Annotated in this window: 24 protein-coding genes and 1 pseudogene; 8 read left to right on the top strand and 17 right to left on the bottom strand. The window is 59.9% G+C overall.

What is annotated here, in order from left to right:
* Window positions 1-25 precede the first annotated feature (25 nt).
* From ACOZK9_RS16440 to rpoS, 3 genes are all read left to right on the top strand, one after another.
* Window positions 26-661 carry a protein-L-isoaspartate(D-aspartate) O-methyltransferase gene (locus ACOZK9_RS16440; RefSeq protein ID WP_172979446.1) on the top strand — a complete coding sequence of 212 codons (636 nt, stop codon included), beginning with the start codon at window positions 26-28 and terminating at the stop codon, window positions 659-661.
* Window positions 662-870: 209 nt separating this feature from the next.
* Complete coding sequence (locus tag ACOZK9_RS16435; RefSeq protein ID WP_058412397.1) at window positions 871-1,710, top strand: peptidoglycan DD-metalloendopeptidase family protein; 840 nt, start codon at window positions 871-873, stop codon at window positions 1,708-1,710.
* Window positions 1,711-1,816: 106 nt separating this feature from the next.
* Window positions 1,817-2,824: an RNA polymerase sigma factor RpoS gene (gene rpoS / locus ACOZK9_RS16430; protein ID WP_152749491.1), complete on the top strand. Its 1,008-nt coding sequence runs from the start codon at window positions 1,817-1,819 to the stop codon at window positions 2,822-2,824.
* A 206-nt stretch (window positions 2,825-3,030) separates the two neighbouring features.
* Here rpoS and ACOZK9_RS16425 read toward each other — a convergent pair whose 3' ends face one another.
* On the bottom strand, window positions 3,031-3,240 hold the full coding sequence (locus ACOZK9_RS16425) for a cold-shock protein (RefSeq protein WP_002554837.1): 210 nt from the start codon (window positions 3,238-3,240) through the stop codon (window positions 3,031-3,033).
* Between the two features lie 389 nt (window positions 3,241-3,629).
* Between ACOZK9_RS16425 and dcd the strand changes: the two genes are divergently transcribed.
* Window positions 3,630-4,196 (top strand): dCTP deaminase, encoded by a 567-nt coding sequence (gene dcd / locus ACOZK9_RS16420; protein WP_058412395.1) that lies wholly within the window; start codon window positions 3,630-3,632, stop codon window positions 4,194-4,196.
* A 107-nt stretch (window positions 4,197-4,303) separates the two neighbouring features.
* A complete protein-coding gene (locus tag ACOZK9_RS16415; RefSeq protein ID WP_058412394.1) occupies window positions 4,304-4,501 on the top strand; it encodes a hypothetical protein in 198 nt (65 codons plus the stop codon).
* Window positions 4,502-4,532: 31 nt separating this feature from the next.
* On the opposite strand, the gene pdeM is transcribed toward ACOZK9_RS16415, so the two are convergent.
* The 15 genes and pseudogenes from pdeM to ACOZK9_RS16340 all read right to left on the bottom strand — a co-directional run bounded on the left by pdeM (window position 4,533) and on the right by ACOZK9_RS16340 (window position 20,320).
* Window positions 4,533-5,183 (bottom strand): ligase-associated DNA damage response endonuclease PdeM, encoded by a 651-nt coding sequence (gene pdeM / locus ACOZK9_RS16410; protein ID WP_152749490.1) that lies wholly within the window; start codon window positions 5,181-5,183, stop codon window positions 4,533-4,535.
* Entirely contained in the window at window positions 5,183-7,663 is a 2,481-nt protein-coding gene (locus ACOZK9_RS16405) for a ligase-associated DNA damage response DEXH box helicase (protein WP_421556201.1), read from the bottom strand. Before ACOZK9_RS16405 ends, pdeM begins: the two co-directional genes overlap by 1 nt.
* A gap of 57 nt (window positions 7,664-7,720) precedes the next feature.
* The gene (locus tag ACOZK9_RS16400; protein ID WP_058412391.1) at window positions 7,721-8,485 is read right to left on the bottom strand and encodes an ABC transporter ATP-binding protein; all 765 of its coding nucleotides are present in this window, start codon (window positions 8,483-8,485) and stop codon (window positions 7,721-7,723) included.
* A gap of 13 nt (window positions 8,486-8,498) precedes the next feature.
* Window positions 8,499-9,617 (bottom strand): succinylglutamate desuccinylase/aspartoacylase family protein, encoded by a 1,119-nt coding sequence (locus tag ACOZK9_RS16395; protein WP_152749489.1) that lies wholly within the window; start codon window positions 9,615-9,617, stop codon window positions 8,499-8,501.
* A gap of 9 nt (window positions 9,618-9,626) precedes the next feature.
* Entirely contained in the window at window positions 9,627-10,337 is a 711-nt protein-coding gene (locus ACOZK9_RS16390; protein ID WP_058412389.1) for an ABC transporter permease, read from the bottom strand.
* Window positions 10,334-11,062 carry an ABC transporter permease gene (locus tag ACOZK9_RS16385; RefSeq protein ID WP_421556200.1) on the bottom strand — a complete coding sequence of 243 codons (729 nt, stop codon included), beginning with the start codon at window positions 11,060-11,062 and terminating at the stop codon, window positions 10,334-10,336. The genes ACOZK9_RS16390 and ACOZK9_RS16385 overlap by 4 nt, the downstream gene beginning before the upstream one ends.
* A gap of 59 nt (window positions 11,063-11,121) precedes the next feature.
* Window positions 11,122-11,901 (bottom strand): transporter substrate-binding domain-containing protein, encoded by a 780-nt coding sequence (locus ACOZK9_RS16380; RefSeq protein WP_058412387.1) that lies wholly within the window; start codon window positions 11,899-11,901, stop codon window positions 11,122-11,124.
* Between the two features lie 317 nt (window positions 11,902-12,218).
* Complete coding sequence (locus tag ACOZK9_RS16375) at window positions 12,219-13,853, bottom strand: ATP-dependent DNA ligase (protein ID WP_152751840.1); 1,635 nt, start codon at window positions 13,851-13,853, stop codon at window positions 12,219-12,221.
* The gene (locus tag ACOZK9_RS16370; protein ID WP_421556199.1) at window positions 13,850-14,854 is read right to left on the bottom strand and encodes a ligase-associated DNA damage response exonuclease; all 1,005 of its coding nucleotides are present in this window, start codon (window positions 14,852-14,854) and stop codon (window positions 13,850-13,852) included. The genes ACOZK9_RS16375 and ACOZK9_RS16370 overlap by 4 nt, the downstream gene beginning before the upstream one ends.
* Before the next feature lie 351 nt (window positions 14,855-15,205).
* Complete coding sequence (locus ACOZK9_RS16365; RefSeq protein ID WP_421556198.1) at window positions 15,206-17,647, bottom strand: penicillin acylase family protein; 2,442 nt, start codon at window positions 17,645-17,647, stop codon at window positions 15,206-15,208.
* Between the two features lie 165 nt (window positions 17,648-17,812).
* Complete coding sequence (locus ACOZK9_RS16360; protein WP_152750318.1) at window positions 17,813-18,457, bottom strand: glutathione S-transferase N-terminal domain-containing protein; 645 nt, start codon at window positions 18,455-18,457, stop codon at window positions 17,813-17,815.
* 181 nt (window positions 18,458-18,638) lie between these two features.
* The gene (locus tag ACOZK9_RS16355; protein ID WP_065890089.1) at window positions 18,639-18,848 is read right to left on the bottom strand and encodes an SEC-C metal-binding domain-containing protein; all 210 of its coding nucleotides are present in this window, start codon (window positions 18,846-18,848) and stop codon (window positions 18,639-18,641) included.
* Window positions 18,845-19,327 (bottom strand): LEA/WHy family protein, encoded by a 483-nt coding sequence (locus ACOZK9_RS16350; RefSeq protein ID WP_058412382.1) that lies wholly within the window; start codon window positions 19,325-19,327, stop codon window positions 18,845-18,847. The genes ACOZK9_RS16355 and ACOZK9_RS16350 overlap by 4 nt, the downstream gene beginning before the upstream one ends.
* A gap of 21 nt (window positions 19,328-19,348) precedes the next feature.
* Window positions 19,349-19,819 (bottom strand): YchJ family protein, encoded by a 471-nt coding sequence (locus ACOZK9_RS16345; protein ID WP_058412381.1) that lies wholly within the window; start codon window positions 19,817-19,819, stop codon window positions 19,349-19,351.
* Between the two features lie 4 nt (window positions 19,820-19,823).
* Window positions 19,824-20,320 (bottom strand): annotated as a pseudogene (locus ACOZK9_RS16340) (DUF6231 family protein).
* Window positions 20,321-20,509: 189 nt separating this feature from the next.
* Here ACOZK9_RS16340 and ACOZK9_RS16335 point away from each other — a divergent pair.
* Genes ACOZK9_RS16335 through ACOZK9_RS16325 form a run of 3 tightly spaced genes read left to right on the top strand, consistent with a single transcriptional unit; the run spans window position 20,510 to window position 21,753 of the window.
* Complete coding sequence (locus ACOZK9_RS16335) at window positions 20,510-20,662, top strand: hypothetical protein (protein WP_172979841.1); 153 nt, start codon at window positions 20,510-20,512, stop codon at window positions 20,660-20,662.
* Window positions 20,663-20,708: 46 nt separating this feature from the next.
* Window positions 20,709-21,002: a DUF1145 domain-containing protein gene (locus ACOZK9_RS16330; RefSeq protein WP_058412379.1), complete on the top strand. Its 294-nt coding sequence runs from the start codon at window positions 20,709-20,711 to the stop codon at window positions 21,000-21,002.
* Entirely contained in the window at window positions 20,995-21,753 is a 759-nt protein-coding gene (locus ACOZK9_RS16325) for a hypothetical protein (RefSeq protein WP_058412378.1), read from the top strand. Before ACOZK9_RS16330 ends, ACOZK9_RS16325 begins: the two co-directional genes overlap by 8 nt.
* 108 nt (window positions 21,754-21,861) lie before the next feature.
* Here ACOZK9_RS16325 and ACOZK9_RS16320 read toward each other — a convergent pair whose 3' ends face one another.
* Window positions 21,862-22,326, bottom strand: coding sequence for a CopD family protein (locus ACOZK9_RS16320; RefSeq protein ID WP_152750322.1), 465 nt, complete (start codon window positions 22,324-22,326; stop codon window positions 21,862-21,864).
* Window positions 22,327-22,372 lie beyond the last annotated feature (46 nt).

The raw sequence follows: 22,372 nt of genomic DNA, 5'->3' as shown, positions 1-22,372 counted from the left end.
CGACCTGCTGCGCCGTGGCATCGGGATGACCTCCCAACGTACCCGCGAGCGTTTGATCCAGCGTCTGTACGAAGAAGGGCTGTCAAACGCCCAAGTGCTGGAAGTTATCCGGCGCACGCCGCGACACTTGTTTGTCGACGAGGCCCTGGCGCACCGCGCCTATGAAGACACCGCGTTGCCGATCGGCCACAACCAGACCATCTCGCAGCCCTATATGGTTGCGCGCATGAGCGAATTGCTGCTGGCGGCGGGGCCGTTGGACAAGGTGTTGGAGATCGGCACCGGTTCGGGTTACCAGACCGCCGTGCTGTCGCAACTGGTAGAGCGGGTGTTCTCGGTGGAGCGCATCAAGGTGCTGCAAGACCGCGCCAAGGAGCGCTTGGTCGAACTCAACCTGCGCAACGTGGTGTTCCGCTGGGGTGATGGCTGGGAAGGCTGGCCGGCGCTGGCGCCGTATAACGGCATTATCGTCACCGCCGTGGCCACCGATGTGCCGCAGGCGTTGCTCGATCAACTGGCGCCTGGCGGGCGTCTGGTTATCCCGGTGGGCGCCGGTGAAGTGCAACAATTAATGCTCATTGTGCGTGAAGACGAAGGCTTTTCCCGGCATGTGCTGGGCGCCGTGCGCTTTGTACCGTTGCTCAACGGGCCGCTGGCCTGATCATTTATTCGCACACAGTGAATTCTGTGGGTGAGCATGTGTCTTACAGCCGGGCTTGTTGAGTCAGCGTGATTGGACGCCGGGATTAAACATGACGAATTTTTCGTATGAGTCCTGTGCCGGTAAAAATCCAATGCCCAGTTATACTTGCGTCATATTTCAAGCCTGATACAGGCATTCATGTTCAGCCACCATAAAGGGAGCGGCGGGTGAGTCTCACAGGTCTTGCGCAGCGTATGAGTAAAACGAGCTTTCAGCGACTGGTGCTTGGCCTTGTCTTGAGTTCCTTGTTATTGGCGGGTTGTTCCAGTTCGCCCTCCAAAGGTGCGCGGGTTGTCGACCGAAATAACGCCGTGCCGCAAAAGCCGACAGTGACCACCGGGCAATACGTCGTGCGCAAAGGCGACACCATGTTCTCGATCGCCTTCCGCTACGGCTGGGATTACAAGGCGCTCGCAGCTCGCAACAATATTCCTGTGCCGTATACGATACATCCGGGCCAAACAATTCGTTTCGATGGCCGTACCGGTTCAACGCCTACGACAGTTGTGACAAATTCCGGATCTTCGCCGTCGTCCTCGAGCAAAACCACGATCATCACTCGGCCTGCAGGCACTGCCGCGTCTACGCCTGCGAGTAGGCCGGCAGCCGCGCCGTTGCCGCCTGCAGGGCCTGCGCCGACCGGTTGGGGCTGGCCTTCAAACGGGGTGCTGATTGGGAAGTTCTCTTCAAACGGTAGTTTGAATAAAGGCATTGATATCGCCGGGGATTTGGGACAGCCTGTTTTAGCTGCGTCTGATGGGACAGTTGTGTACGCCGGGAGTGGTTTGCGGGGCTACGGCGAGCTGGTGATCATCAAACACAGCGACACCTACGTCAGTGCCTATGGTCATAACCGCAGGCTGTTGGTTCGGGAGGGGCAGCAGGTCAAAGTCGGACAGACAATTGCCGAAATGGGGTCAACGGGTACAGACCGGGTGAAACTGCACTTTGAGATTCGCCGCCAAGGGAAGCCTGTAGATCCGCTGCAATTCCTACCCCGTCGTTGATAGGTTGCACAGCCTGTTCCGTCACGTATAAGGAACAGGCTCCAGCGTTGCCAAGGATAAAGGCGCCGCTTGAGCTTGAGGTCGAACTCACCAAAGGACTATAACAATGGCTCTCAGTAAAGAAGCGCCGGAGTTTGACATCGACGATGAGGTTCTCCTTAGGGATGAATCCATCGATATGGAATCGATGTCGAATAATGAGGGAGCTGGATCACCCTCAGTTCGTACCAAATCCAAAAACTCCGCCGCGTTAAAGCAGCATAAATACATTGATTACACGCGTGCGCTCGACGCTACGCAGCTGTACCTCAATGAAATCGGTTTTTCCCCGCTGCTGACCCCCGAAGAAGAAGTCCATTTTGCGCGCTTGTCGCAAAAGGGTGATCCGGCTGGGCGCAAACGCATGATTGAAAGCAACCTGCGCCTGGTGGTGAAAATCGCCCGACGCTATGTCAATCGCGGCCTGTCCCTGTTGGACCTGATTGAAGAGGGTAACCTTGGCCTGATCAGGGCGGTTGAGAAGTTCGACCCTGAGCGCGGCTTTCGCTTTTCGACCTACGCCACGTGGTGGATTCGTCAAACCATCGAACGGGCGATCATGAATCAGACCCGCACGATCCGGTTGCCGATTCATGTGGTCAAGGAGCTTAACGTCTACCTGCGGGCGGCGCGTGAGCTCACACAAAAACTCGATCATGAACCCTCGCCTGAAGAAATCGCCAACCTGTTGGAAAAACCGGTAGGCGAGGTCAAGCGCATGCTCGGCTTGAACGAGCGCGTGTCTTCGGTCGATGTTTCGTTGGGGCCGGATTCGGATAAAACCCTCCTGGACACGCTGACGGATGATCGTCCAACGGACCCTTGCGAGCTGCTGCAGGACGATGATCTTTCGCAAAGCATTGACCAGTGGCTTTCTGAGCTTACGGACAAGCAGCGTGAAGTGGTGATTCGCCGCTTTGGCCTGCGTGGCCACGAGAGCAGCACCCTTGAGGATGTGGGCCTGGAGATCGGCTTGACGCGTGAGCGAGTGCGGCAGATCCAGGTGGAAGGTCTCAAGCGCTTGCGTGAGATCCTCGAGAAGAATGGCCTGTCGAGCGAGTCGTTGTTCCAATAAGCTGCGCAGGGCGAAATGTGGGAGCGGGCTTGCTCGCGAAAACGGTAAATCAGTCGCCAGATGTGCTAACTGAAACACCGTATTCGCGAGCAAGCCCGCTCCCACATTTTTTTGTGCCTGGCGTTAAGTACGGGTAAAGTCCCAAAATCCAGGCAAAAAAAAACCCCGCTTTTAAGGGCGGGGTTTTTCGACTAAGTCAGTACAAGTTAGATAACTTGAACTTCTTCAGCTTGCATGCCTTTCTGACCGCGGGTAGCGATGAAAGAAACCTGTTGGCCTTCTTTCAGGCTTTTGAAGCCGTCGGATTGGATAGCTTTGAAGTGAACGAACAGGTCGTCACCGGATTGTGGAGTGATGAAGCCGAAGCCTTTTTCATCGTTGAACCACTTAACGGTACCAGTTTGGCGATTAGACATGGTGTAACTCCTTGAACAAAGTTAACTGCGACTCAGGAAAAGCCCTGGCCGAGACTGAGTGCAAAGAGCAGGAAAAATTCTTGGAGATGGTTGGATCGAAATTCAACATATCGTGTAGAGATTCTCAGTGACACAAGCAACACAGTGACGTCACCTTAACCGTTTTTACCGAACGTGCCAATGGTATTTCCGAAGGTTTCTCTATTTTCGTGCTCGGCGGTGGTATTTACAGTCACCGCAAGCTGCAATACGAGCCCCGGCCCCGTTGGGTTCGGCCTATAGCTAAGGGTGCATTCGGCAAGAAAAGCCCCTCGCCCTTTGAACCCCGGAGCTGGCCCCGGTAAGATGCCCAACAGAATTTTTCCACCTCGCTATTCAGGACACCCGCCATGAGCATCAAATCGGACAAGTGGATTCGCCGCATGGCGCAAGAGCACGGCATGATCGAACCTTTCGTAGAGCGCCAGATTCGTGGTGAAGGCGCTGATCGGGTGATCTCCTACGGTGTGTCCAGCTATGGCTACGATGTGCGTTGCGCCGATGAATTCAAGGTGTTCACCAACATCAATTCGGCAACCGTCGATCCGAAAAACTTCGACGAAAAAAGCTTCGTCGACGTCAAGAGCGACGTGTGCATCATCCCGCCCAACTCCTTCGCCCTGGCGCGCACCGTGGAGTTCTTCCGTATTCCGCGCGACGTGCTGACCATCTGCCTGGGTAAAAGCACTTACGCGCGCTGCGGCATCATCGTCAACGTGACACCGCTCGAGCCTGAGTGGGAAGGGCACGTCACCCTGGAGTTCTCCAACACCACCACGCTGCCGGCCAAGATCTATGCGAATGAGGGCGTGGCGCAGATGCTGTTCCTGCAATCCGACGAGGCCTGTGAAGTGTCCTATAAGGACCGCGGCGGCAAGTATCAGGGCCAGCGCGGCGTCACTCTCCCACGCGCTTGATAGAAAGGTCTTACACGCTAAGGGAATTAGTCTGCGGGAATCGACTCTATTGGGTGTACTGCCTCGGCGCGTGTGAAGCGCGCCGAGCCACGCTTGAGGAGTACTCTATGAAGATCAACCCGCGAATCAGCGCCGAACTTGCCCGGCTTGAACCTAACCAAATTGGTGTTCTGGCCTGGTCCCTGATGGCCGACCCCGCCTATGCGGGCGGTATTCCTGGCCAACCTGACGAAGATTACCCGCAGCCCTCCGAGCCCGGAGTGCCCACGCTTCCCGATGAGCCGCCACCCGCACCTGTTGCTTGATGGCTGCGCGCAAGGGCGTAGGGTCAGGCCATTAGCGGACTGGCCATACGTGCTGATCGCCGATCACAAAAATCTGCTGATCGTGGCTCTGCTCGACTGAATAGCCACCCGTAAACGCGCCATACGCCGGCAGCAGGCTGACGCGCGTGCCGATTTGAAAGCACGGCAGGCGCAGGCTTTGCCGGCCCTTGCCACGCAAGCGGTACACCGGGTGCACATGCCCCGCCAGCACGTGGTGGCTGGCATGTGCGTGCGGTTCGTGTTGCAGGGCAAATGGGCCTATCAGCAGCGGCTCCGGCACCACTTCAATCCTCAAGTCCGCCGGTGGGTCACCCGCGCGTTTATCGTGATTGCCGCGAATCAAGGTCATCGGCAGGTCGGGGTTGCGCTCGCGCCACGCCCTCAAGGCGCTCAGCGTGCCGCTGGCGTGGGAGCCCGGGCCGTGCAGGAAATCACCGAGAAAAATCACCTGCGCGCACGCTAAGGCCGACAACAGCCGGTCCAATCGCTGCAGGTTGTCGGTCGTGGTGCCTTGTGGCACCGGTTGCCCCAGGCTGCGATACGCCGACGCCTTGCCAAAATGCGCGTCGGCGATCAACAGGCACTGGCGCGCGGGCCAGTACACCGCCTTATCTGCGAGTAACCAGAGTTCTTCACCTTCAAGCGCCAATGAGCAATGCATCAGCGCTTCCCGTTATCCGCGACTTTTTCCAGGTCCTTGACCATCCGCGCAATGCGCTCCGACAATTTTTCCGAACTCATGCTCTCACGCATCCGCTCAACCAACAGCGGGAAGGCCAGCGGCGTGGGCCGTTCGATCACGTGCAGGTGGAGTTTCAGCGTCGATAAATGACGCAGAGTGTCTTCCAGTCGATGAATGTCCAACTCGTCACGCAGGACTTCTTCCCCGGCCTGTGTGAGTAACAGGTTCTGCGGGTCATATTGCTTGAACACTTCAAAAAACAAACCGCTGGAAGCTTGCACCTGGCGCGTACTTTTGGGCGCGCCGGGGTAACCTGCAAACACCAACCCGGCGATGCGTGCGATTTCGCGAAAACGGCGCAGGGCCAGTTCACCGGCGTTCAGGCTGGCGGCAACGTCCAACAACAAGTTCGCTGGGCTCAGCAGAGCCTCGTTCAACACCACAGGCCAATCCACCGGCGTGGCACTCAACAGTTCCAGCCCGTAATCATTTACCGCAATCGAAAAGGTCACCGGCTGTTGTTGGCTGACCCGCCATGCCAGCAGGCTGGCCAAGCCCAAATGCACTTGGCGCCCCGCGAAGGGGTACAGAAACAGGTGCCAGCCTTCGCGTGATTTGAGCGCCTCGGCCAGCAAATGCTCGCGCGTCGGCAGGCCGGACCAACGCATTTGGGTCTGCAGCAAAGGTTGCACCGCCTGCATCTCGGGGCCTTCAAAGCGACCGTGCGCCGCTGCGTCAAGGCGTTCAACCACGGCTTGCGCCAGCTCGTTGGAGAGCGGCATGCGCCCGCCATTCCAGCGCGGCACGGCGGCTTTTTTTGCAGTGCTGCGGCGCACGTAGGCGGTCATGTTCTCGACCCGCACCAACTCCAGCAAACGCCCGGCAAACAGAAACCCGTCGCCCGGCTTGAGCCGCGCGATAAAACCTTCCTCGACGCTGCCCAAGTTCTTGCCGCCGCCGCCCTTGCTCCAATATTTCAGATTAATACTGGCGTCGCTGACGATGGTGCCCACGCTCATGCGGTGGCGACGTGCCAAGCGGGCGTCCGGCACGCGCCAGACGCCATGCTCGTCCGGCTCCACGCGGCGGTAATCCGGGTAAGCCGTCAGCGACAGCCCGCCATGGCGCACAAACCCCAATGCCCACGCCCAATCCGCTTCAGTGAGGTCGCGATAAGCCCAGGCACCGCGCACCTCGGCCAACAGCGCATCGGGCGTAAAACCACCGCCCAAGGCCATGCTCACCACGTGTTGTACGAGTACATCCAAGGGCTTGTGCGGCGATTCGCGGGCTTCGATGCGCCGCTGGGCGATGGCATCCTGCGCGGCAGCGGCTTCCACCAGTTCCAGGCTGTGAGTCGGCACCAACGTCACCCGTGATGGCCGCCCCGGTGCATGCCCGGAACGCCCGGCGCGTTGCATCAGTCGCGCCACGCCCTTGGCCGAGCCGATCTGCAACACCCGCTCGACCGGCAAAAAGTCCACCCCAAGGTCCAGGCTCGAGGTACACACCACCGCTTTGAGCTGGCCGTCTTTCAGCGCGCGCTCCACCCAGTCGCGGGTCTCGCGCGACAGCGAGCCGTGGTGCAAGGCAATTAACCCGGCCCAATCTGGCCGCGCCTCGAGCAACGCCTGGTACCAGATTTCCGACTGAGCCCGGGTATTGGTAAACACCAGGCAACTGCTGCTGGAGTCCACTTCGGCCAGCACTTGCGGCAACATTTTCAAGCCAATATGCCCCGCCCAGGGAAAACGCTCGGTGGTGGGCGGCAGCAAGGTGTCGACTTGCAACAGTTTGGCCGTTTGCCCCTGCACATTGATCCCGTCACCTTGTGGGATTAAAACTTCAAGCGCGTGGGCCTGATTACCCAGCGTCGCCGAAATCCCCCACACCATCAGTTCCGGGTGCCAGCGCCGCAAGCGCGCCAGTGCGAGTTGCAACTGCACGCCGCGTTTATTGCCGATCAGTTCGTGCCATTCATCCACCACCACCATGCGCAGGTGCCCAAGGCTTGCCTCACTGTCGGCGCGCGCCAGCATCAACGTCAGGCTTTCGGGGGTAGTGACCAGCGCGGTCGGCTGGCGACGGGTTTGCCGGGCGCGCTCGCTGCTGCTGGTATCGCCCGTGCGCAGGCCCACGCTCCAGGGAATCTGCAGCGCGTGCAGCGGCGCTTCAAGGGCGCGCGCGGTATCAGCGGCAAGCGCGCGCATCGGCGTGATCCATAACACCGTCAGCGGCTCGGCAGGCGGTTTACGCTTGCCGACGGCGGGCGGCCGAGTGATGGCGAACCGGTTGAGCGCGGCAAACCATAACGCGTAGGTTTTGCCCGCGCCGGTGCTGGCATGCAGCAACCCGGACTGGCCCTGCTTAACCGCCGCCCACACGTCTTTTTGAAAGGCGAACGGCTTCCAGCCTTTGTCGGCAAACCAGGTTTTTGCAAAATCGAGGGGTTTTGCCATGCGGCAGCGGACGCTCTGGAGGCTCTTAGTCAAAGACCCTCCAGGCGAGGTAAAGGTTTACTTCAAATTGCCGCTCAGGAACTGTTGCAGGCGTTCGCTCTTCGGATTGCCCAGCACATCCTCGGGCGTGCCTTGCTCTTCCACCAGGCCCTGGTGCAGAAACAACACCTGGTTGGAGACCTTGCGTGCAAAGCTCATTTCGTGGGTGACCATGATCATCGTGCGGCCTTCCTCGGCCAGCCCCTGAATTACTTTCAACACTTCACCGACCAACTCCGGGTCGAGCGCCGAGGTCGGTTCGTCGAACAGCATCACCTCAGGTTCCATCGCCAAGGCGCGGGCGATGGCCACCCGTTGCTGCTGGCCACCGGAGAGGAACGCCGGGTATTGATCGGCCACGCGCGCCGGCAAGCCCACCTTGTCGAGGTAGCGCCGCGCGCGGTCCTCGGCGTCCTTCTTGCTACAGCCCAGCACCCGGCGCGGGGCCATGGTGATGTTTTCGAGCACGCTCATGTGGCTCCACAAGTTGAAATGCTGGAACACCATCGCCAGCCGCGTGCGCAGGCGTTGCAGCTCGGCGTCATCGGCCACGCGCATGCCCTCGCGGTCGCTGACCATGCGGATCTGTTGGCCGTCGAGGGTCATCGCGCCGTCGTTGGGGGTTTCCAAAAAGTTGATGCAGCGTAAAAAGGTGCTCTTGCCCGAGCCGCTGGCGCCGATCAGGCTGATCACGTCACCGGTCTTGGCCTTGAGCGAAACACCTTTAAGCACTGGGTTGTCGCCATAGCTTTTATGCAGGCCTTCAACGGTCAATTTGTACATGGGGCGTGCATCCTCAAGGCGAAAGTAGGTAGCCGCTGCGGTAGGCCTCTGAGCCTGCGACATGGCTGATGACCATCCCGGCTGTGGCCATGCGCCGTAGCGAGCGGGCGTAAAGCAGGCCGGCGTTTTTACACAGCACAGGCGTTACGCGGTCAGTAATAGGGTCGATGACTTCGGCAATCAGTTGCCCGGCTTCCAGGTATTCACCCGGCAGCGCGCTGAACACCAGCAAACCGCCAACCGGCGTGGTCACAGGCTCCACACCCGCCAGCGGCGTGGCCGGGTAGGGCAGGTCGGGCAGTGGCGCCACGTCGCCTTCAATTGCGCCGAAGTGGGTCAAATAGTCGATGATCGCCTGGCAGTCGAGGCTGGCCAAACCGTGGTTGACGTCACCTTGGCCACGCAGTTCGAGCGTCACCGAAAAGCTGCCCATCGGAATCGGGAAGTGCTCGCCGAAGCGTTTTTGCAACTGCCACCAGACCAAGGTGAAACATTCATCGAAGGATTGCCCGCCGGAATCGGTCGCCAGCAAGTTCGCTTCCGAGCCGATATACCGCGCCAGCGGTTCCACCTGCGGCCAGGCCTCGGGCGTGGTGTACAGGTGCGCCACGGCTTCGAAGTCGCAATGCAGGTCGAGCACCATGTCGGCATCGCAGGCCAGGCGTTGCAGCACCAGCCGTTGCGACTGCAATTGGGTCTCGGCGGTTTGCTCGGCCAGCGCGCAGAACAGTGCGGCGCGAATCATCTGCGCGTTGTATTGCGCATCATCCCCCAGCAGGTCTTCGACGCGGTTGCCGACGTCTTCACTGAGGTCGACAAACAGCCGATTGAAGTTCTGCCCGCTTTCCAGCTCGTAGCGGCCCAGGGGTATGTCCATCAACACCTGTTCCAGGCCGACCGGATTGGCGACCGGCACCAGCACGATTTCGCTGCGCAAACGCCCGGCTGCGGCCAGTTGCGCCAGGCGCGCCTTGAGGTGCCAGGCCACCAGCATGCCCGGCAGTTCGTCGGCATGCAGTGAGGCCTGGATGTAGACCTTGCCGTCGCTGTGTTCCGGGCCGAAGTGAAAACTGTGAATTTGCCGCGCCGTGCCTGGCACCGGCGCGATCAGTGGGTGAACCTGATGACGCATAGGTGCTCCTTAATGGTTCGGCCCGAGAAACGCCAGCCAACGGCGTTCCGCCAGGCGAAACAAGCCAACCAGCGCAAACGTCACGGTCAGGTAGATCAGCGCAGCGATACCGAACGATTGAAAGGTCATGTAGGTGGCCGAGTTGGCGTCCCGGGCCACTTTGAGAATGTCGGGCACCGTCGCGGTAAACGCCACCGTGGTCGAGTGCAGCATCAGGATCACTTCATTGCTGTAATACGGCAACGAACGGCGCAGCGCCGACGGCATGATCACGTAGGCATAGAGCTTCCAGCCGCTTAAGCCGTAGGCCTTGGCGGCTTCGACTTCGCCATGCGCCATGCTGCGGATCGCCCCGGCGAAAATTTCGGTGGTGTAGGCGCAGGTGTTCAGCGCAAACGCGAGGATGGTGCAGTTCATCGCATCGCGAAAAAACGCATCCAGCAACGGCTGCGCGCGCACCGCCGCAATGCTGTAAATGCCGGTGTAGCAGATCAGCAATTGGATATACAACGGCGTGCCGCGAAACAGGTAGGTGTAGAACTGTACCGGCCAGCGCACGTAGCGTTTGCGCGACACGCGCGCGATGGACAGCGGGATCGACACCAAAAAACCGATGACGAGCGAGGCGCTGAGCAGCCACATGGTCATAGCCAGCCCGGTAATGTGTTGGCCGTCGCTATAAAGGAAGGGCCGCCAGTATTGCTGCAGAAGTTCGATCATCGCACGGCCTCCCTGGACCCGGCGGAGTAGCGCCGTTCAAGCCGGCGCAGCACGAAGTTCGAGGCGCTGGTGATCAGCAGGTAGATAAACGCCGCGATCACCAAAAAATAGAACAGTTGATAGGTGCTCTTGCCGGCGTCCTGCGCCGCCTTGACCAAGTCGGCCAGGCCGATGATCGACACCAGCGCCGTGGCCTTGAGCATCACCATCCAGTTGTTGCCGATGCCTGGCAAGGCAAAGCGCATCATCTGCGGGAAGGTCACGTAGCGAAACCGCTGCCCGCGCTTGAGGCCATAGGCGGTTGCCGCTTCCAGTTGGCCACGCGGCACGGCGAGAATCGCGCCGCGAAAAGTCTCGGTGAAGTAAGCACCGTAGATAAAGCCCAGGGTGATGACGCCTGCGCTGAATGGGTCGATCTCGATGTAGTCCCATTCCATAAAGTCGGTAAAACCAGTCAGCCAGATTTGCAGGCTGTAAAAAATCAGCAGCATCAGCACCAGGTCGGGCACGCCGCGAATCAAGGTGGTGTAGAGCTGGGCGGGGATGCGGATCAGGCTTACGCGGGACAATTTGGCGCTGGCGCCAAGCAGGCCCAGCAACACACTGACGGCCAGCGAGGCGACCGACAATTTGATGGTCATCCACGTACCTTGCAGCAACAGTGGGCCGAACCCCTTCAAACTGAAGGCACTCAGCCCCAGGGTTTGCAAAAGATTTTCAAACATGAATTCAGGACCTATGGCGACAAAAAAGCGCCCACCTGAAAAAGATGGGCGCCAGGGTGTTATTTACCGCTGTACAGGTTCAGATCGCCGAAGTGTTTCTTCTGGATGGTGGCGTAGGTGCCATCATCGTGTAACGCTTTGATACCTTTATCCAGCAAGGCCTTGAGGTCTTTGTTACCTTTTTTGATACCGACCGCAGTTTTCGACGGCAGCAATGGGTCATCAATTGCCGCACTGACTTCGTAGCCAGCGCCTGCCGGGGACTTCAAGAAGCCCAGTTCAGCTTGCAGCATGTCCTGCACCGAAGCGTCCAAACGGCCGGAAGTCAGGTCGGCGTAAACCTGGTCCTGGTTGGCGTAGGCCTTGGTGGTCACGCCGGCTTTGTCGAGCACGGCCTTGGCGTAGGCTTCTTGAATAGTGCCTTGCTCGTAGCCGACCGATTTGCCTTTGAGGGACTCAGGCGTTGAATAACCAGCGCCTTTTTTGAACACCAGGGAAGTCGGGCCGGAGAACAGCTCGTTGGAGAAGTCGATCGCCTTTTCACGGGCTGCGGTCACGGTCATTGAGGAAATCACGCCATCAAACTTGTTGGCATTGAGGCCTGGAATCATGCCGTCGAAGTCACTTTCGACCCATTTGCACTTGACCTTCAGCTCGGCGCAGATCGCATTGCCCAAGTCGATATCGAAGCCCACCAGGCTGCCGTCAGCCGCCTTGGATTCGAACGGCGCGTAGGAAGGGTCGACACCAAAACGCAATTCCTTGTATTCCTTGGCTGTGGCAACACCAGCAGCCATGCACAGAGCCAGTGCAGAAAGGGTCAGCAATGCTTTTTTCATTATGTAATCCCTGGAAACCAAGATAAGCGCTTGTGGCGCGTTTAGGACTGTTACTGAACGCTGTCAGACGGATCACAAGTAGCAATTTCTGCACCATAGTTCCGAATGTCGCTGCGAATTAGCGTTTTAAAAGGTGGGATAAGGCCGTTATGAGTGTAGGAGATGCCCGAAAATGGGCGTCGAAAATTGAGCGCACTGTTTTGGATCATGCGCAGATCGGATTGTGGGAGCGGGCTTGCTCGCGAATGTGTCGGGTCAGTCAACTCATCTGTAACTGAACAATCGCATTCGCGAGCAAGCCCGCTTGGAGATTTATCTCAGCTCAATAAGTCCTGCAGCGTGACCAGCGTGTCGGCTTCTTCCACGCGCTTATCCTGCCGCCAGCGCAACATCCTCGGAAACCGCACCGCAATGCCGCTCTTGTGGCGCTTGGACAAGGCGATGCCCTCGAAGCCCAACTCAAACACCATGCTTGGGGTCACACTGCTGACCGGGCCAAACTTTTCCAACGTGGTTTTGCGCACAATCGCATCAACCTTGCGCATTTCTTCGTCAGTCAAGCCTGAATAGGCTTTGGCAAATGGCACCAGCGTGCGTTCACTGCCGGGCGCGCCGTCCCACACCGCAAACGTGTAGTCGCTGTAAAGGCTGGCCCGTCGGCCGTGCCCGCGCTGCGCGTAAATCAACACCGCGTCAACGCTGAACGGGTCGACCTTCCATTTCCACCACACGCCCATGTCTTTGGTGCGGCCCACGCCGTACAGGCCGTCGCGCGCCTTGAGCATCATGCCTTCCACGCCGAGGCGGCGCGAGTCTTCACGCTGTTCGGCCAGCGCCTGCCACGTCGTGCCCGTCAGTAGCGGCGAGGCTTGCAGCACCGGTTGATTGCAGGCCGCGATGACTTTTTCAAGCTGGGCGCGGCGCTCACCTTGCGTATGGTTGCGCCAGTCGTCGCCCTGATGCTCAAGCAGGTCGTAGGCCAGCACCGCGACCGGTGCATCCTCTAGGACTTTTTTGCTCAGGGTCTTGCGGCCGATGCGCTGTTGCAGCAGCGCGAACGGTTGTACCGAGTCCTTCCACACCACGATTTCACCGTCGATCACCGTGCCATCCGGCAGGCCGCTGACCAGGCTGTGCAGCTCAGGGAAACGCTCGGTGACCAACTCTTCGCCGCGCGACCAGATCCACAGCCGGCCCTCACGTTTGACCAACTGCGCGCGAATGCCATCCCACTTCCATTCCACCTGCCAATCGGTCGGCGAACCGAGCAAGGCGTCGAACTGCTCCACCGGTTGCGCCAGCCCATGTGCCAGAAAAAACGGATAAGGCTGACCGCCGCGTTGCGCATGTTCGTCGGATGATTCGGCGGCGATCAGCTTGAGGTAACCCTGTGCTGTCGGACGGTTCGACAGGTCGGTGTAGCCCACCAACCGTTGGGCCACGCGTTTGCTGTCCAAATCCGCCATGGCGGCGAGCGCGCGGGTGACGAGTAATTTGGACACGCCGACGCGAAAACTGCCGGTGATCAACTTGATGCAGACCATCAAACTCGGTTGATCCAGTTGTGCCCATAACGCGGGCAAGCGTTCGGCCAGTTCCAGCGGTGGCAAGCCACGCAGGGGCAGCAGCTTTTCTTCCAGCCACACGGCCAGCCCGTCTTGCGAGGTGTAAGCCGATTCGGGTAACAGCAGCGAAATGGTTTCGGCCAAGTCGCCCACCGACTGGTAGCTCTCTTCAAACAGCCACGCTTCGATGCCCGACGCTTCGGTGGCCATATCGCGCAGCAGGCGCGTGGGCACCAATTGACGCGGCCGCCCGCCGGACAAGAAATACACTGCCCACGCCGCGTCTTCTGGCGCAGCCTGCAAAAAGTAAGCTTGCAACGCGGCCAGTTTGGCATTGCTGGAGGTAGTGGCGTCGAGGTTGGCGTACAACTCGGCGAAGGCCTTCATGCGGTGGCCTCTTCTTCGTCATCGCCGTACTCGGTGGTGAAGCCTTGGGCGTCCAGGCCTTTCTCGCGCAGGTGGCGCACCAAAACGCCGACGGAGCCGTGGGTGACCATCACCCGTTCGGCGCCGGTTTGTTCGATGGCCCACAACAGTCCCGGCCAATCGGCATGGTCCGAGAGCACAAAACCCCGGTCCACACCGCGCCGCCGCCGCGTGCCGCGCAGGCGCATCCAGCCGCTGGCGAAAGCGTCGCTGTAGTCGCCGAAGCGCTTTATCCAACTGCTGCCGCCGGCGGACGGCGGGGCGATGATCAAGGCTTGGCGCAGCAGTGGGTCGGCCTTGTTGAACTCACCGGCGTAGAGCGTTTCGGGAATGTAGATACCGGCCTCGCGGTACACACGGTTCAGCGGCTCCACGGCACCGTGGCTGAGGATCGGGCCGATGCTGGCGTCGATGCCATGCAGGATGCGTTGGGCTTTGCCGAAGGAATAACAGAACAACACGCTGGCTTTGCCGGCAGCGATGTTGGCCTGCCACCAGTCGTTGATCCCGGCAAAGATTTGCGCTTGCGGTTGCCAGCGGTAGATCGGCAGGCCGAAGGTCGATTCGGTGATAAACGTATGGCATCGCACCGGCTCGAAAGGCGCGCAGGTGCCGTCGGGTTCAACTTTGTAATCGCCGGAAGCCACCCATACTTCGCCTTGGTACTCCAGGCGCACTTGGGCTGAGCCGAGTACATGCCCGGCCGGGTGAAAACTTAAGGTGACGCCGTGGTGTACGAGCTCTTCGCCGTAAGCCAGGGTTTGCAGGTTGATGTCCTGGCCCAGGCGCGAGCGCAAAATGCCTTCGCCGGGCGCGGCGGCGAGGTAATGCTGGTTGCCGGTGCGGGCGTGGTCGCCGTGGGCGTGGGTGATAACTGAGCGTTCAACCGGGCGCCAGGGATCGATATAAAAATCACCAGCGGGGCAGTAGAGGCCTTCGGGCCGGGCGATGACGAGATCCATGGGCGTGCCGTGGGTGTGGGCTTATCAGGTATGAGGCGGGTGTGGGGCTAGAAGTTCTATCAGATTGAAGGTGGGCGCTGCGCTACAGCTGTAGCGGCCTGAGTGGTTGAAGCAGATCAACGGCGGCTTTTGCAGGCACAGCAGAGCTGCTTTTGCTTTTTGTGGGAGCGGGCTTGCTCGCGATGCAGGCGCCTCGGTAAATCAGGCGTACCGGGGTTGATGCCATCGCGAGCAAGCCCGCTCCCACACAAGCCCGCTCCCACACAAGCACACCGTTGACCGGGTTCGGCTTGTGACTTTGATCTGAGAAGCGCCCCGTTTCCCCACTAACGGATAGGCGCAAATGCCCGTCTATTTGCCGGGCGTCAGCGTCAAGCGCGTCTTGCCATACGCCTTGTCAAAGTTTTGCGGCTGCATCGGGAAGCTCAGGTATTGCGCCTTGAGCGACGGGTCGATGCCGTCGGCGTAGTTCGCACTGGCCGGGTTGCCGGACTGGCCGGTGCCACCTTGGCCCATCATCGGTTCGGCTTGGCCGAAGTCGACGATCATGCGCAGCGCCGGCACTTGGGTGGTGTCGAAACTTTGCCCCCAGCTATACGGTGCCGGGTTCAGTGTGTTGTGGTCGCCGCCACTGGCGAATGGGCCTCGGATGACCTGGCCGTTGATGTTCTTCCACGTGGTGCTGTGCAGTTTGCCCCACTGCCAGGCCTTGTGATCGCCGCCCAGTTGGCTGTCGCCGGCGCTGATCGCGGCGGCGAGGCTGCGCGCGAGGATCGCGGGTTTGTCTTCCTTTTGTGCGGTGCGCACGTCGTCCCAGAACGGGCTGTCTTCACGGCCCAGCAAGTGGTCGGCGTTCGCCGAGTACGACAGGTTGGCGTTGCTGACAAAGGCTTTCCAACTGGCGCTGTTTTCCGGGCCGAGCTCGTCGAGGAAGATCTGCCGGGTGCTTTCCTGCAGGAACAGTTCATAGATTGCCGCGTCGGCGGAGGTGGCTACGAGGCGACCGTCGAAAGCCATCAGGCGGCTCAGTGCTTCGCGTGCCTTGGCTTGGTCGGCCGCCGGCAATGCGTCAATCGCCTGTTTCAGCGGCTGGGCCATGCCTGGCGCCTGGAACATGCTTTTGAGCTTGGCGGCAAACGTGGTGGTCTGGTCGTACTGCATGGCGATCATGCTGCGCGTGTCATGCTTGCCGGCGTTGGCCAGTTGCGCCAGGCGTTCGCTGCGCTCCGGGGCATCCCAAGAGTTCGACAATTGCATGCCATAGCCGCGCGGCGCGGTGCGCTGGTTGGCGGTGCCGATCCAGCCTTGGGCCGGGTCCTGATCATACGGGTGCAGCATCGCGTCGGCGTAACCGTCCCAGTCAAAGCGCGCGTCCCAGCCCGGCGAGGGCAGCAAACCTTCGCCTTCGCGGCGGTTGGGGAAACGGCCGGTGACTTGCCAGCCGATGTTGCTGGCGTCGGCGAAGATCATGTTCAACGCGATGGCGCGGATTTCACGCGTTGCGTCCGAGGCCTTGGCGGTAGTTTGCGCGCGCGACAGGTCAAAAAACGCGTCCAGGCTCTTGTCGTCTTTGAAGTCGGCGGTTTGCAGGGCCAGGCCCAAACCTGTGGTCAACGCCTGGCTGCTGTTGAGCAAGGCGCCGTGGCGCGTTTCGTAGACCACTTCGCGCAGTGGCCGCTGGCCTTTGACCAGGTAGGTTTCGTTACGCACGAGCGCCGGTAGCCACTTGCCGTTGTTCTCGTAATACAGCGCGCTGCCTTGGCGTTTGACCTTCTCCAGGAACAGGTCCTGAGTGTCGCCCTTGACCGAACTCATGCTCCACGCGACTTTGCCGTTGAAACCCGACAACAGCGTCGGCAGACCGGCAATCGAGGCGCCAACTGCCTGGTATTTGGGGGCGCGAATCTGCACGTAGCTCCACGGCGACGGCGCTTGCGGCTGGGCCGCGAGGTCGCTGGCCAGCAGGCTTTTACCGCTGCGGCTGCGTTGCGGGCCGATGGCCCAGTTGCTGGAAGTGGTCACCGCCAACGCGTTGAGGCTGGTTAATTGCTGGCTGACCGTGTCCAGCCCGGCCAGGCCGGTGATCTGGCTGAGGTTGACGCCTTTGAGCTTGTCGGTTTCGGCCACCGGCACCGCTTCATCCGGTGCGCTTGGGGTGAGCCAGGCGAGCTTGTCGATGCCGACTTTTTGCGCCAGCACCAGCGACGACAGTTCTTCCTGCAGGTTGCTCGATTCGCTGAAATTCAGCAGGCAGAACAACAACGCCGAATCTTCCGGCTTCCAGTATTCGGGCTTGTAGCCGCTTTGGGCGAGGTCCGCCGGCAGCTTGTCGCGGTAGCGGAACAGGTAGGCGTTGACGCCACGCGCATACACTTCGAAGAAGCGCTTGAGGCGCGGCGACGAGGCGTTATACAGCTCGCCGGCGCTTTTTTTCAGGTTGACCGCGCGCATGAACCGGTCGACATCCAGCACTTGGGGGCCAGACATTTCCGCCAGACGGCCCTGGGCCAGCAGGCGCAAGGTGACCATCTGGGTGATGCGGTCGCTGGCGTGCACATAGCCGAGGCTGAACAGCGCGTCATGGAAGGTGTTGCTTTCGATCAGCGGCATGCCTTGGGCATTGCGGCGCACCGAAACATTCTGCGCCAAGCCTTTGATCGGCTGCACGCCGGCAACCGGCGGCAGGGTGTCCTGGGTGCTCTGGAGCTGACAACCGGCCAGGCTTAATGCACTGGCCACTGCCGCGGCAACGCCGAATCGGGGAAGAAAATGTGAGAGGGCTGGCGAGGCCATGGCAAAGCTCCTGCGGGGGGTAGCGTCATTAAAGGCGCTACGTTAGTGAGCGCGGCGAAGCGACGCAAGCAGGAGTTTAGGTTAAGCGTGAGATCTTGAGTCTTGGGCCGCGCAATGCGGGAGTCAGCATGCACGCTCCCACATTGCATCGAGTGAATGTTGCGCTCAGGCCTTGGGCGGGTTGACCTTCTGCACCAGTTCATACGCGCGAACAGTCGCTGGCCGTTGCTGAATACTGTTGAACCAACGGTGCACGTGCGGGAAGTCCTCAAGGCGCTGGCCCTGCCATTTGTGCGACACAATCCATGGGTAGATGGCCATGTCGGCAATGCTGTAGTCCTCACCGGCCACGAACGCTCGATCCGCCAGGCGTCGGTCCAATACGCCGTAAAGACGCGCAGTTTCTTCGACATAGCGCTTGATCGCGTAGGGGATTTTTTCCGGGGCGAACTGGCTGAAGTGGTGGTTTTGCCCGGCCATTGGCCCCAGCCCGCCCATTTGCCAGAACAGCCATTGCAGGGCTTCCTGGCGACCGCGCAGGTCTTTTGGAATGAATTGGCCGGTTTTTTCCGCGAGGTACAACAGGATGGCGCCGGACTCGAACAGCGAAATCGGCGCGCCGCCGTCGCTCGGTTGCTGATCGACGATGGCCGGGATGCGGTTATTCGGAGCTATCTTCAAAAAGTCCGGTCTGAACTGGTCGCCCTGGCCGATGTTGACGGGGTGCACCGTGTAGGGCAGACCGGCTTCTTCCAGGAACAGCGATACTTTGTGCCCGTTGGGCGTTGTCCAGTAGTACAGGTCAATCATGCCGCTCTCCAAATAAGCCAATGCCTATAGGATTAGGTGATGCTGGCGGCACGAAAATTCAATCAAATATTTGCGTCTAACCTTAGACGCCTTTCACCGGCGATTAAATGTGGAAGGGAGCCAGTTGAACCGCCCCTCCCACCATTAGATCTTCAGCGTGACGGCCGCATCGGGGAGTAATTTACGCCCCGTGGCACTTCTTGAATTTTTTCTCGCTGCCGCAGGGGCAAGGATCGTTGCGGCCAACATCCTTCAACGCGTTGCGCACCGGCTCCTGGTGAGCGTGGCCGCAGTTCGGACCGTGGACATGGCCGTGGTCGTGATCATGGTGATCATGGTGATCATGATCGTGATTGCAGTCAGGGCCATGCACGTGGGGTTGCTGAGTCATCGATGTCGCTCCGGAATAAAATCGCCGGGGATTATCTCGCCATTGTGAGCCACCTGCACGTCATAACCGATGAATAATCCGGTTTTCAACTCGCCCTCCAGGCGATAGGGCACCGGCTTGCTCGGGTTTTTCAGCATCTGCACCACGTCACGTATCTGCGGCCAGAGGTTGGTGCGCACCGACACCCTGAAAAAAGCGTGACCGCGCGGCGGAACGGTCAACCATTCGTTGGACTCGCCCTCGGTCAGCACAAAGTCGCCCAGGCTGACTTTGTAGATCAGGCCGCGCACCGTGAGGTCTTCGTCGTTGCGGTTGTCCACGCGAAAGTACAGCTTGAACTTCTGTTCGAGCAATTTGGCGCGCACCACTTCGACTTTCACCAACGCGACGTGAGGCGGCGGCGAATCGTCTTCAAACCACGAGGCGCAGCCGGTCAAGCTCAGGGCCAACGCCAGCATCAAGCTGTAAATCCGGAGCATGGCGTTATCCCTGTGAGGTCATTAGAGGTAGGCGGAACAGCACTTCTTGAATTTCTGCTGGCTGCCACACAAACATACATCATTGCGCCCGACCTTCACCTCCACCGTTGGGTCGATGAAGTACCAGCGCCCGTCATGCTGTACGAAAGACGACTGTTCACGGTGGCTGTGTTCACCGGTGCTGTCATGCCAGCGCACGGTAAAGGTCACAAAGGCATGCTCCGGTTGGCCGCCAAACACTTCGGAGCTTTCCACCTCAAGCCCGAGCCAGGTGCTTTGCGCGCTCCAGGCGCTGATGGCGTTACGGTCCAGGCCGGCCTGTTGTGCAGGCAGCGTGGTCGCTACCAGGTAATCCACCTGGCCCAGTACATAGGCGCTGTAGCGCGAGCGCATCAGCGCCGTGGCGCAGGGCGCCGGGTGGCCGGCGTGATAATGGCCGCAGCAGGCATCCAGCAGGTTGCCACTGCCGCAGGGGCAAATGGATGTACTCATCGGGTTACCACCAATACTTTCCGAAGTTTTCCGGGTTGGCCCAGAAGCGCGCATTGAGCCAATCGGGCACCTGTTTATAGTCAAGCAGATCATAGGTAAACAGCGTCAGAACCTGATCATCGCGCTGGAAACGCTCGCCGGCTTGCAGGGCCAGGGAGAAAAAGTCGGTTTCCTGCCAGCCACACGCGCTCAGGTCCACCAGCACGGCAATGCGGCTGGCATTCAGGTTGCGAATGCCGCCGAGCAAGGTCAGGCCCTGTGGTTTTGACAGGTGTTCCAGGCAGTCGACCACCAGCGCCAAGTCAAAACGCTGCGCCGCCAATGGCGCAGGCAACGGCCCGGGCGGGGCGATGGACACTTGGGTGTCCGGGTGCTTGGCCTGGAATGCCTCAAGCGCCGGAAACTGGCTGGCACCCAATAACAACAGACGTTTGGGCCGGTGCAAAGCCAGCAACGCGGCCAACGCTGCTGTGGCGTACGGGAAGAAATACCAGCGGTCATCAGAGATCCTCACATCATGACCCTAGAGACTAGCGCGGCTGAGCGTGCGGGCCTAGAGCGCGCGACGCTGAAAAAACCTGCGAAGGCGAAAATCGTCAATAAAACCGGGGGGCGGCTGACTGGCACGGATGAAAAGAGCCGTGTTTAATCCACCCGTCGGCCCCCGCCGATCCTCCCAAGAGAAATCAGATGAGCATCATGCGTACAGCGCTACCCTTGACGGTATTTGCCCCTGGGGTTGCCACAGGGGTATTGCTGGCGAGCCGCGCCAACTGTCCCTTCATCCCCTTCATCAAGCCCTTCACCAAATTTTTTCAAGCTTCACTGGCAAATGGCCTGTAGAAGTCGGTACTGTGCGCCCAAAGAATAATGGGCGGGGGCATGCACGATGAAGGTGTTTTGGGGGCTGGGAAAATTTCTCACGTTGCTGTTTTGGGTCGTGGTGGTCGTCAATCTGTTCCGGCCACTGGCCAATCCGTTTCACCTGTTGGTCAACCTGGCCGGCAGTCTGTTGCTCCTTACCCACTTATTAGAGTTATTGTTGTTCAACAGTAGCTTGAAACACCGTGCACACCCTTGGCGTGACCGCTTGCAGATTCTGCTGGTGGGGATGTTCCATGTGCGCAGCCTGTCGATGTCTGTAGCGGTTAATCAAATGAACAAGGACGCCAATCATGCGTAAGGTTTTTCTGTTGGCCCTGTTGGTCAGCCCCATTGCCCTGGCTCAGAGCGTCAGTGTTGAAACCAATTCGTTGATGCGTCTGCCCAGCAGCACCAGTGTGTTGCAACTGGAACGCCTGGATGTGGCCGATTACGGCACGTTGTTGGTGCCGGCAACGATCAGCCAGGTCAGCATCGACGAGCTGCACTTGGGGCGTGAAGCGCGTATCGCCATCGCCCCCGGCAATACCGGGCTGCAACTGCAGGTGCGCAACGCGCAGTTGGACCATGGCAGCCAGATTACCTCGCGCGGGGCGCCCGGCACGCATGAAAAACCCGCCAGGGCGGGGCGTGATTTGACGTTGCGGATTAATGCGCTGACCGCCGAAGAGTTGTCGGTGGATGCGCGCGGCGGTGCGGGTGCGCAAGGTTATGCCGGGCTGGATGGCGCGAATGGTGAGGACCCGGGGTGTACGTGGGGTTCGGCTGGGCGCGGGGCCAATGGCGATAACGGCGGCGACGGGCTGCCGGGCGCGGCCGGTGCGCAGGTGCGGGTTGAGCTGCCGCAGAGTTTCCCGGCTGAGAACATCAAGGTTTGGGTTGACGGTGGCGCGGGTGGTTTGGCGGGTACGGCTGGCAAGCCGGGTAGAGGCGGGCAGTCCAAGGGTTGCCTGGTTTACCGGGCTGATGGCGGTGATAAGGGCCGGCCAGGTTTGGAAGGCCAGCCAGGCGTAGCGGGGCCAGCTGGGTCTGTGACTGTGCAGAGGCTTTAAGCGCATCTGTGGCAGCAGGCTTGCTCGCGATGCAGGCACCTCGGACCATCAGGCATACCGAGTTGATGCCATCGCGAGCAAGCCCGCCGCCACACAAAAAGCGCGCCCTCAGAACATCGGGCGAGCCGAAGCGATCGCCACCACCACCAAGCCGATAATCAGATTAATCCCCACCAGCTTGCGAATCTCCCCCAGCGCAGCCGCGCCCGCCGGCCAGTCTTCGGCCGCCACCGCTGCGCGCAACTGCGGGAACTTCAACGCTTGAATGCGGATAAACAGCGCCGTCATCACCACGTACAAGCCCATCATCACTTGCACATAACGCGGCGCGGTTTCAAACCCGCTGAAACGCAGTTGCAGCAAGCCCACACCGCTGATCGGCAAAACCACAACGGCCACCCACACCCACACAAAAAAACGTTGAAATACATTTACCCACAACTTTAGCCGGGCAGGGCCCTCAAGTGCCGTCATTGCGGCGGGTCGCAGGATCATCCAGGCGAAAAACATACCGCCCACCCAGATCAGGGCGGCCAATACATGCAGGGTGTAAGCGAGGCTAAACGCGATCATTGTAGTACTCCGTTCTGCGCGGGATTAATTAGCGGGGTATGATAGC

The organism is Pseudomonas kitaguniensis (assembly GCF_049199985.1).
In the GTDB taxonomy this organism is placed as follows: Bacteria; Pseudomonadota; Gammaproteobacteria; order Pseudomonadales; family Pseudomonadaceae; genus Aquipseudomonas; species Aquipseudomonas kitaguniensis.
The sequence above is the reverse complement of the archived record's forward strand: the minus strand, read 5'-3'. Positions and strand labels throughout refer to the sequence as shown.

Coding starts and splice junctions, on each gene's coding strand:
- ACOZK9_RS16330 (WP_058412379.1), top strand. CDS start 20,709: ATGAAGGTGTTTTGGGGGCTGGGAAAATTTCTCACGTTGCTGTTTTGG.
- ACOZK9_RS16400 (WP_058412391.1), bottom strand. CDS start 8,485: ATGTACAAATTGACCGTTGAAGGCCTGCATAAAAGCTATGGCGACAAC.
- ACOZK9_RS16390 (WP_058412389.1), bottom strand. CDS start 10,337: ATGATCGAACTTCTGCAGCAATACTGGCGGCCCTTCCTTTATAGCGAC.
- ACOZK9_RS16320 (WP_152750322.1), bottom strand. CDS start 22,326: ATGATCGCGTTTAGCCTCGCTTACACCCTGCATGTATTGGCCGCCCTG.
- ACOZK9_RS16355 (WP_065890089.1), bottom strand. CDS start 18,848: ATGACTCAGCAACCCCACGTGCATGGCCCTGACTGCAATCACGATCAT.
- ACOZK9_RS16350 (WP_058412382.1), bottom strand. CDS start 19,327: ATGCTCCGGATTTACAGCTTGATGCTGGCGTTGGCCCTGAGCTTGACC.
- ACOZK9_RS16380 (WP_058412387.1), bottom strand. CDS start 11,901: ATGAAAAAAGCATTGCTGACCCTTTCTGCACTGGCTCTGTGCATGGCT.
- dcd (WP_058412395.1), top strand. CDS start 3,630: ATGAGCATCAAATCGGACAAGTGGATTCGCCGCATGGCGCAAGAGCAC.
- ACOZK9_RS16385 (WP_421556200.1), bottom strand. CDS start 11,062: ATGTTTGAAAATCTTTTGCAAACCCTGGGGCTGAGTGCCTTCAGTTTG.
- pdeM (WP_152749490.1), bottom strand. CDS start 5,183: ATGCATTGCTCATTGGCGCTTGAAGGTGAAGAACTCTGGTTACTCGCA.
- rpoS (WP_152749491.1), top strand. CDS start 1,817: ATGGCTCTCAGTAAAGAAGCGCCGGAGTTTGACATCGACGATGAGGTT.
- ACOZK9_RS16360 (WP_152750318.1), bottom strand. CDS start 18,457: ATGATTGACCTGTACTACTGGACAACGCCCAACGGGCACAAAGTATCG.
- ACOZK9_RS16440 (WP_172979446.1), top strand. CDS start 26: ATGACCTCCCAACGTACCCGCGAGCGTTTGATCCAGCGTCTGTACGAA.
- ACOZK9_RS16345 (WP_058412381.1), bottom strand. CDS start 19,819: ATGAGTACATCCATTTGCCCCTGCGGCAGTGGCAACCTGCTGGATGCC.
- ACOZK9_RS16370 (WP_421556199.1), bottom strand. CDS start 14,854: ATGGATCTCGTCATCGCCCGGCCCGAAGGCCTCTACTGCCCCGCTGGT.
- ACOZK9_RS16395 (WP_152749489.1), bottom strand. CDS start 9,617: ATGCGTCATCAGGTTCACCCACTGATCGCGCCGGTGCCAGGCACGGCG.
- ACOZK9_RS16425 (WP_002554837.1), bottom strand. CDS start 3,240: ATGTCTAATCGCCAAACTGGTACCGTTAAGTGGTTCAACGATGAAAAA.
- ACOZK9_RS16365 (WP_421556198.1), bottom strand. CDS start 17,647: ATGGCCTCGCCAGCCCTCTCACATTTTCTTCCCCGATTCGGCGTTGCC.
- ACOZK9_RS16405 (WP_421556201.1), bottom strand. CDS start 7,663: ATGGCAAAACCCCTCGATTTTGCAAAAACCTGGTTTGCCGACAAAGGC.
- ACOZK9_RS16335 (WP_172979841.1), top strand. CDS start 20,510: ATGAGCATCATGCGTACAGCGCTACCCTTGACGGTATTTGCCCCTGGG.
- ACOZK9_RS16325 (WP_058412378.1), top strand. CDS start 20,995: ATGCGTAAGGTTTTTCTGTTGGCCCTGTTGGTCAGCCCCATTGCCCTG.
- ACOZK9_RS16375 (WP_152751840.1), bottom strand. CDS start 13,853: ATGAAGGCCTTCGCCGAGTTGTACGCCAACCTCGACGCCACTACCTCC.
- ACOZK9_RS16415 (WP_058412394.1), top strand. CDS start 4,304: ATGAAGATCAACCCGCGAATCAGCGCCGAACTTGCCCGGCTTGAACCT.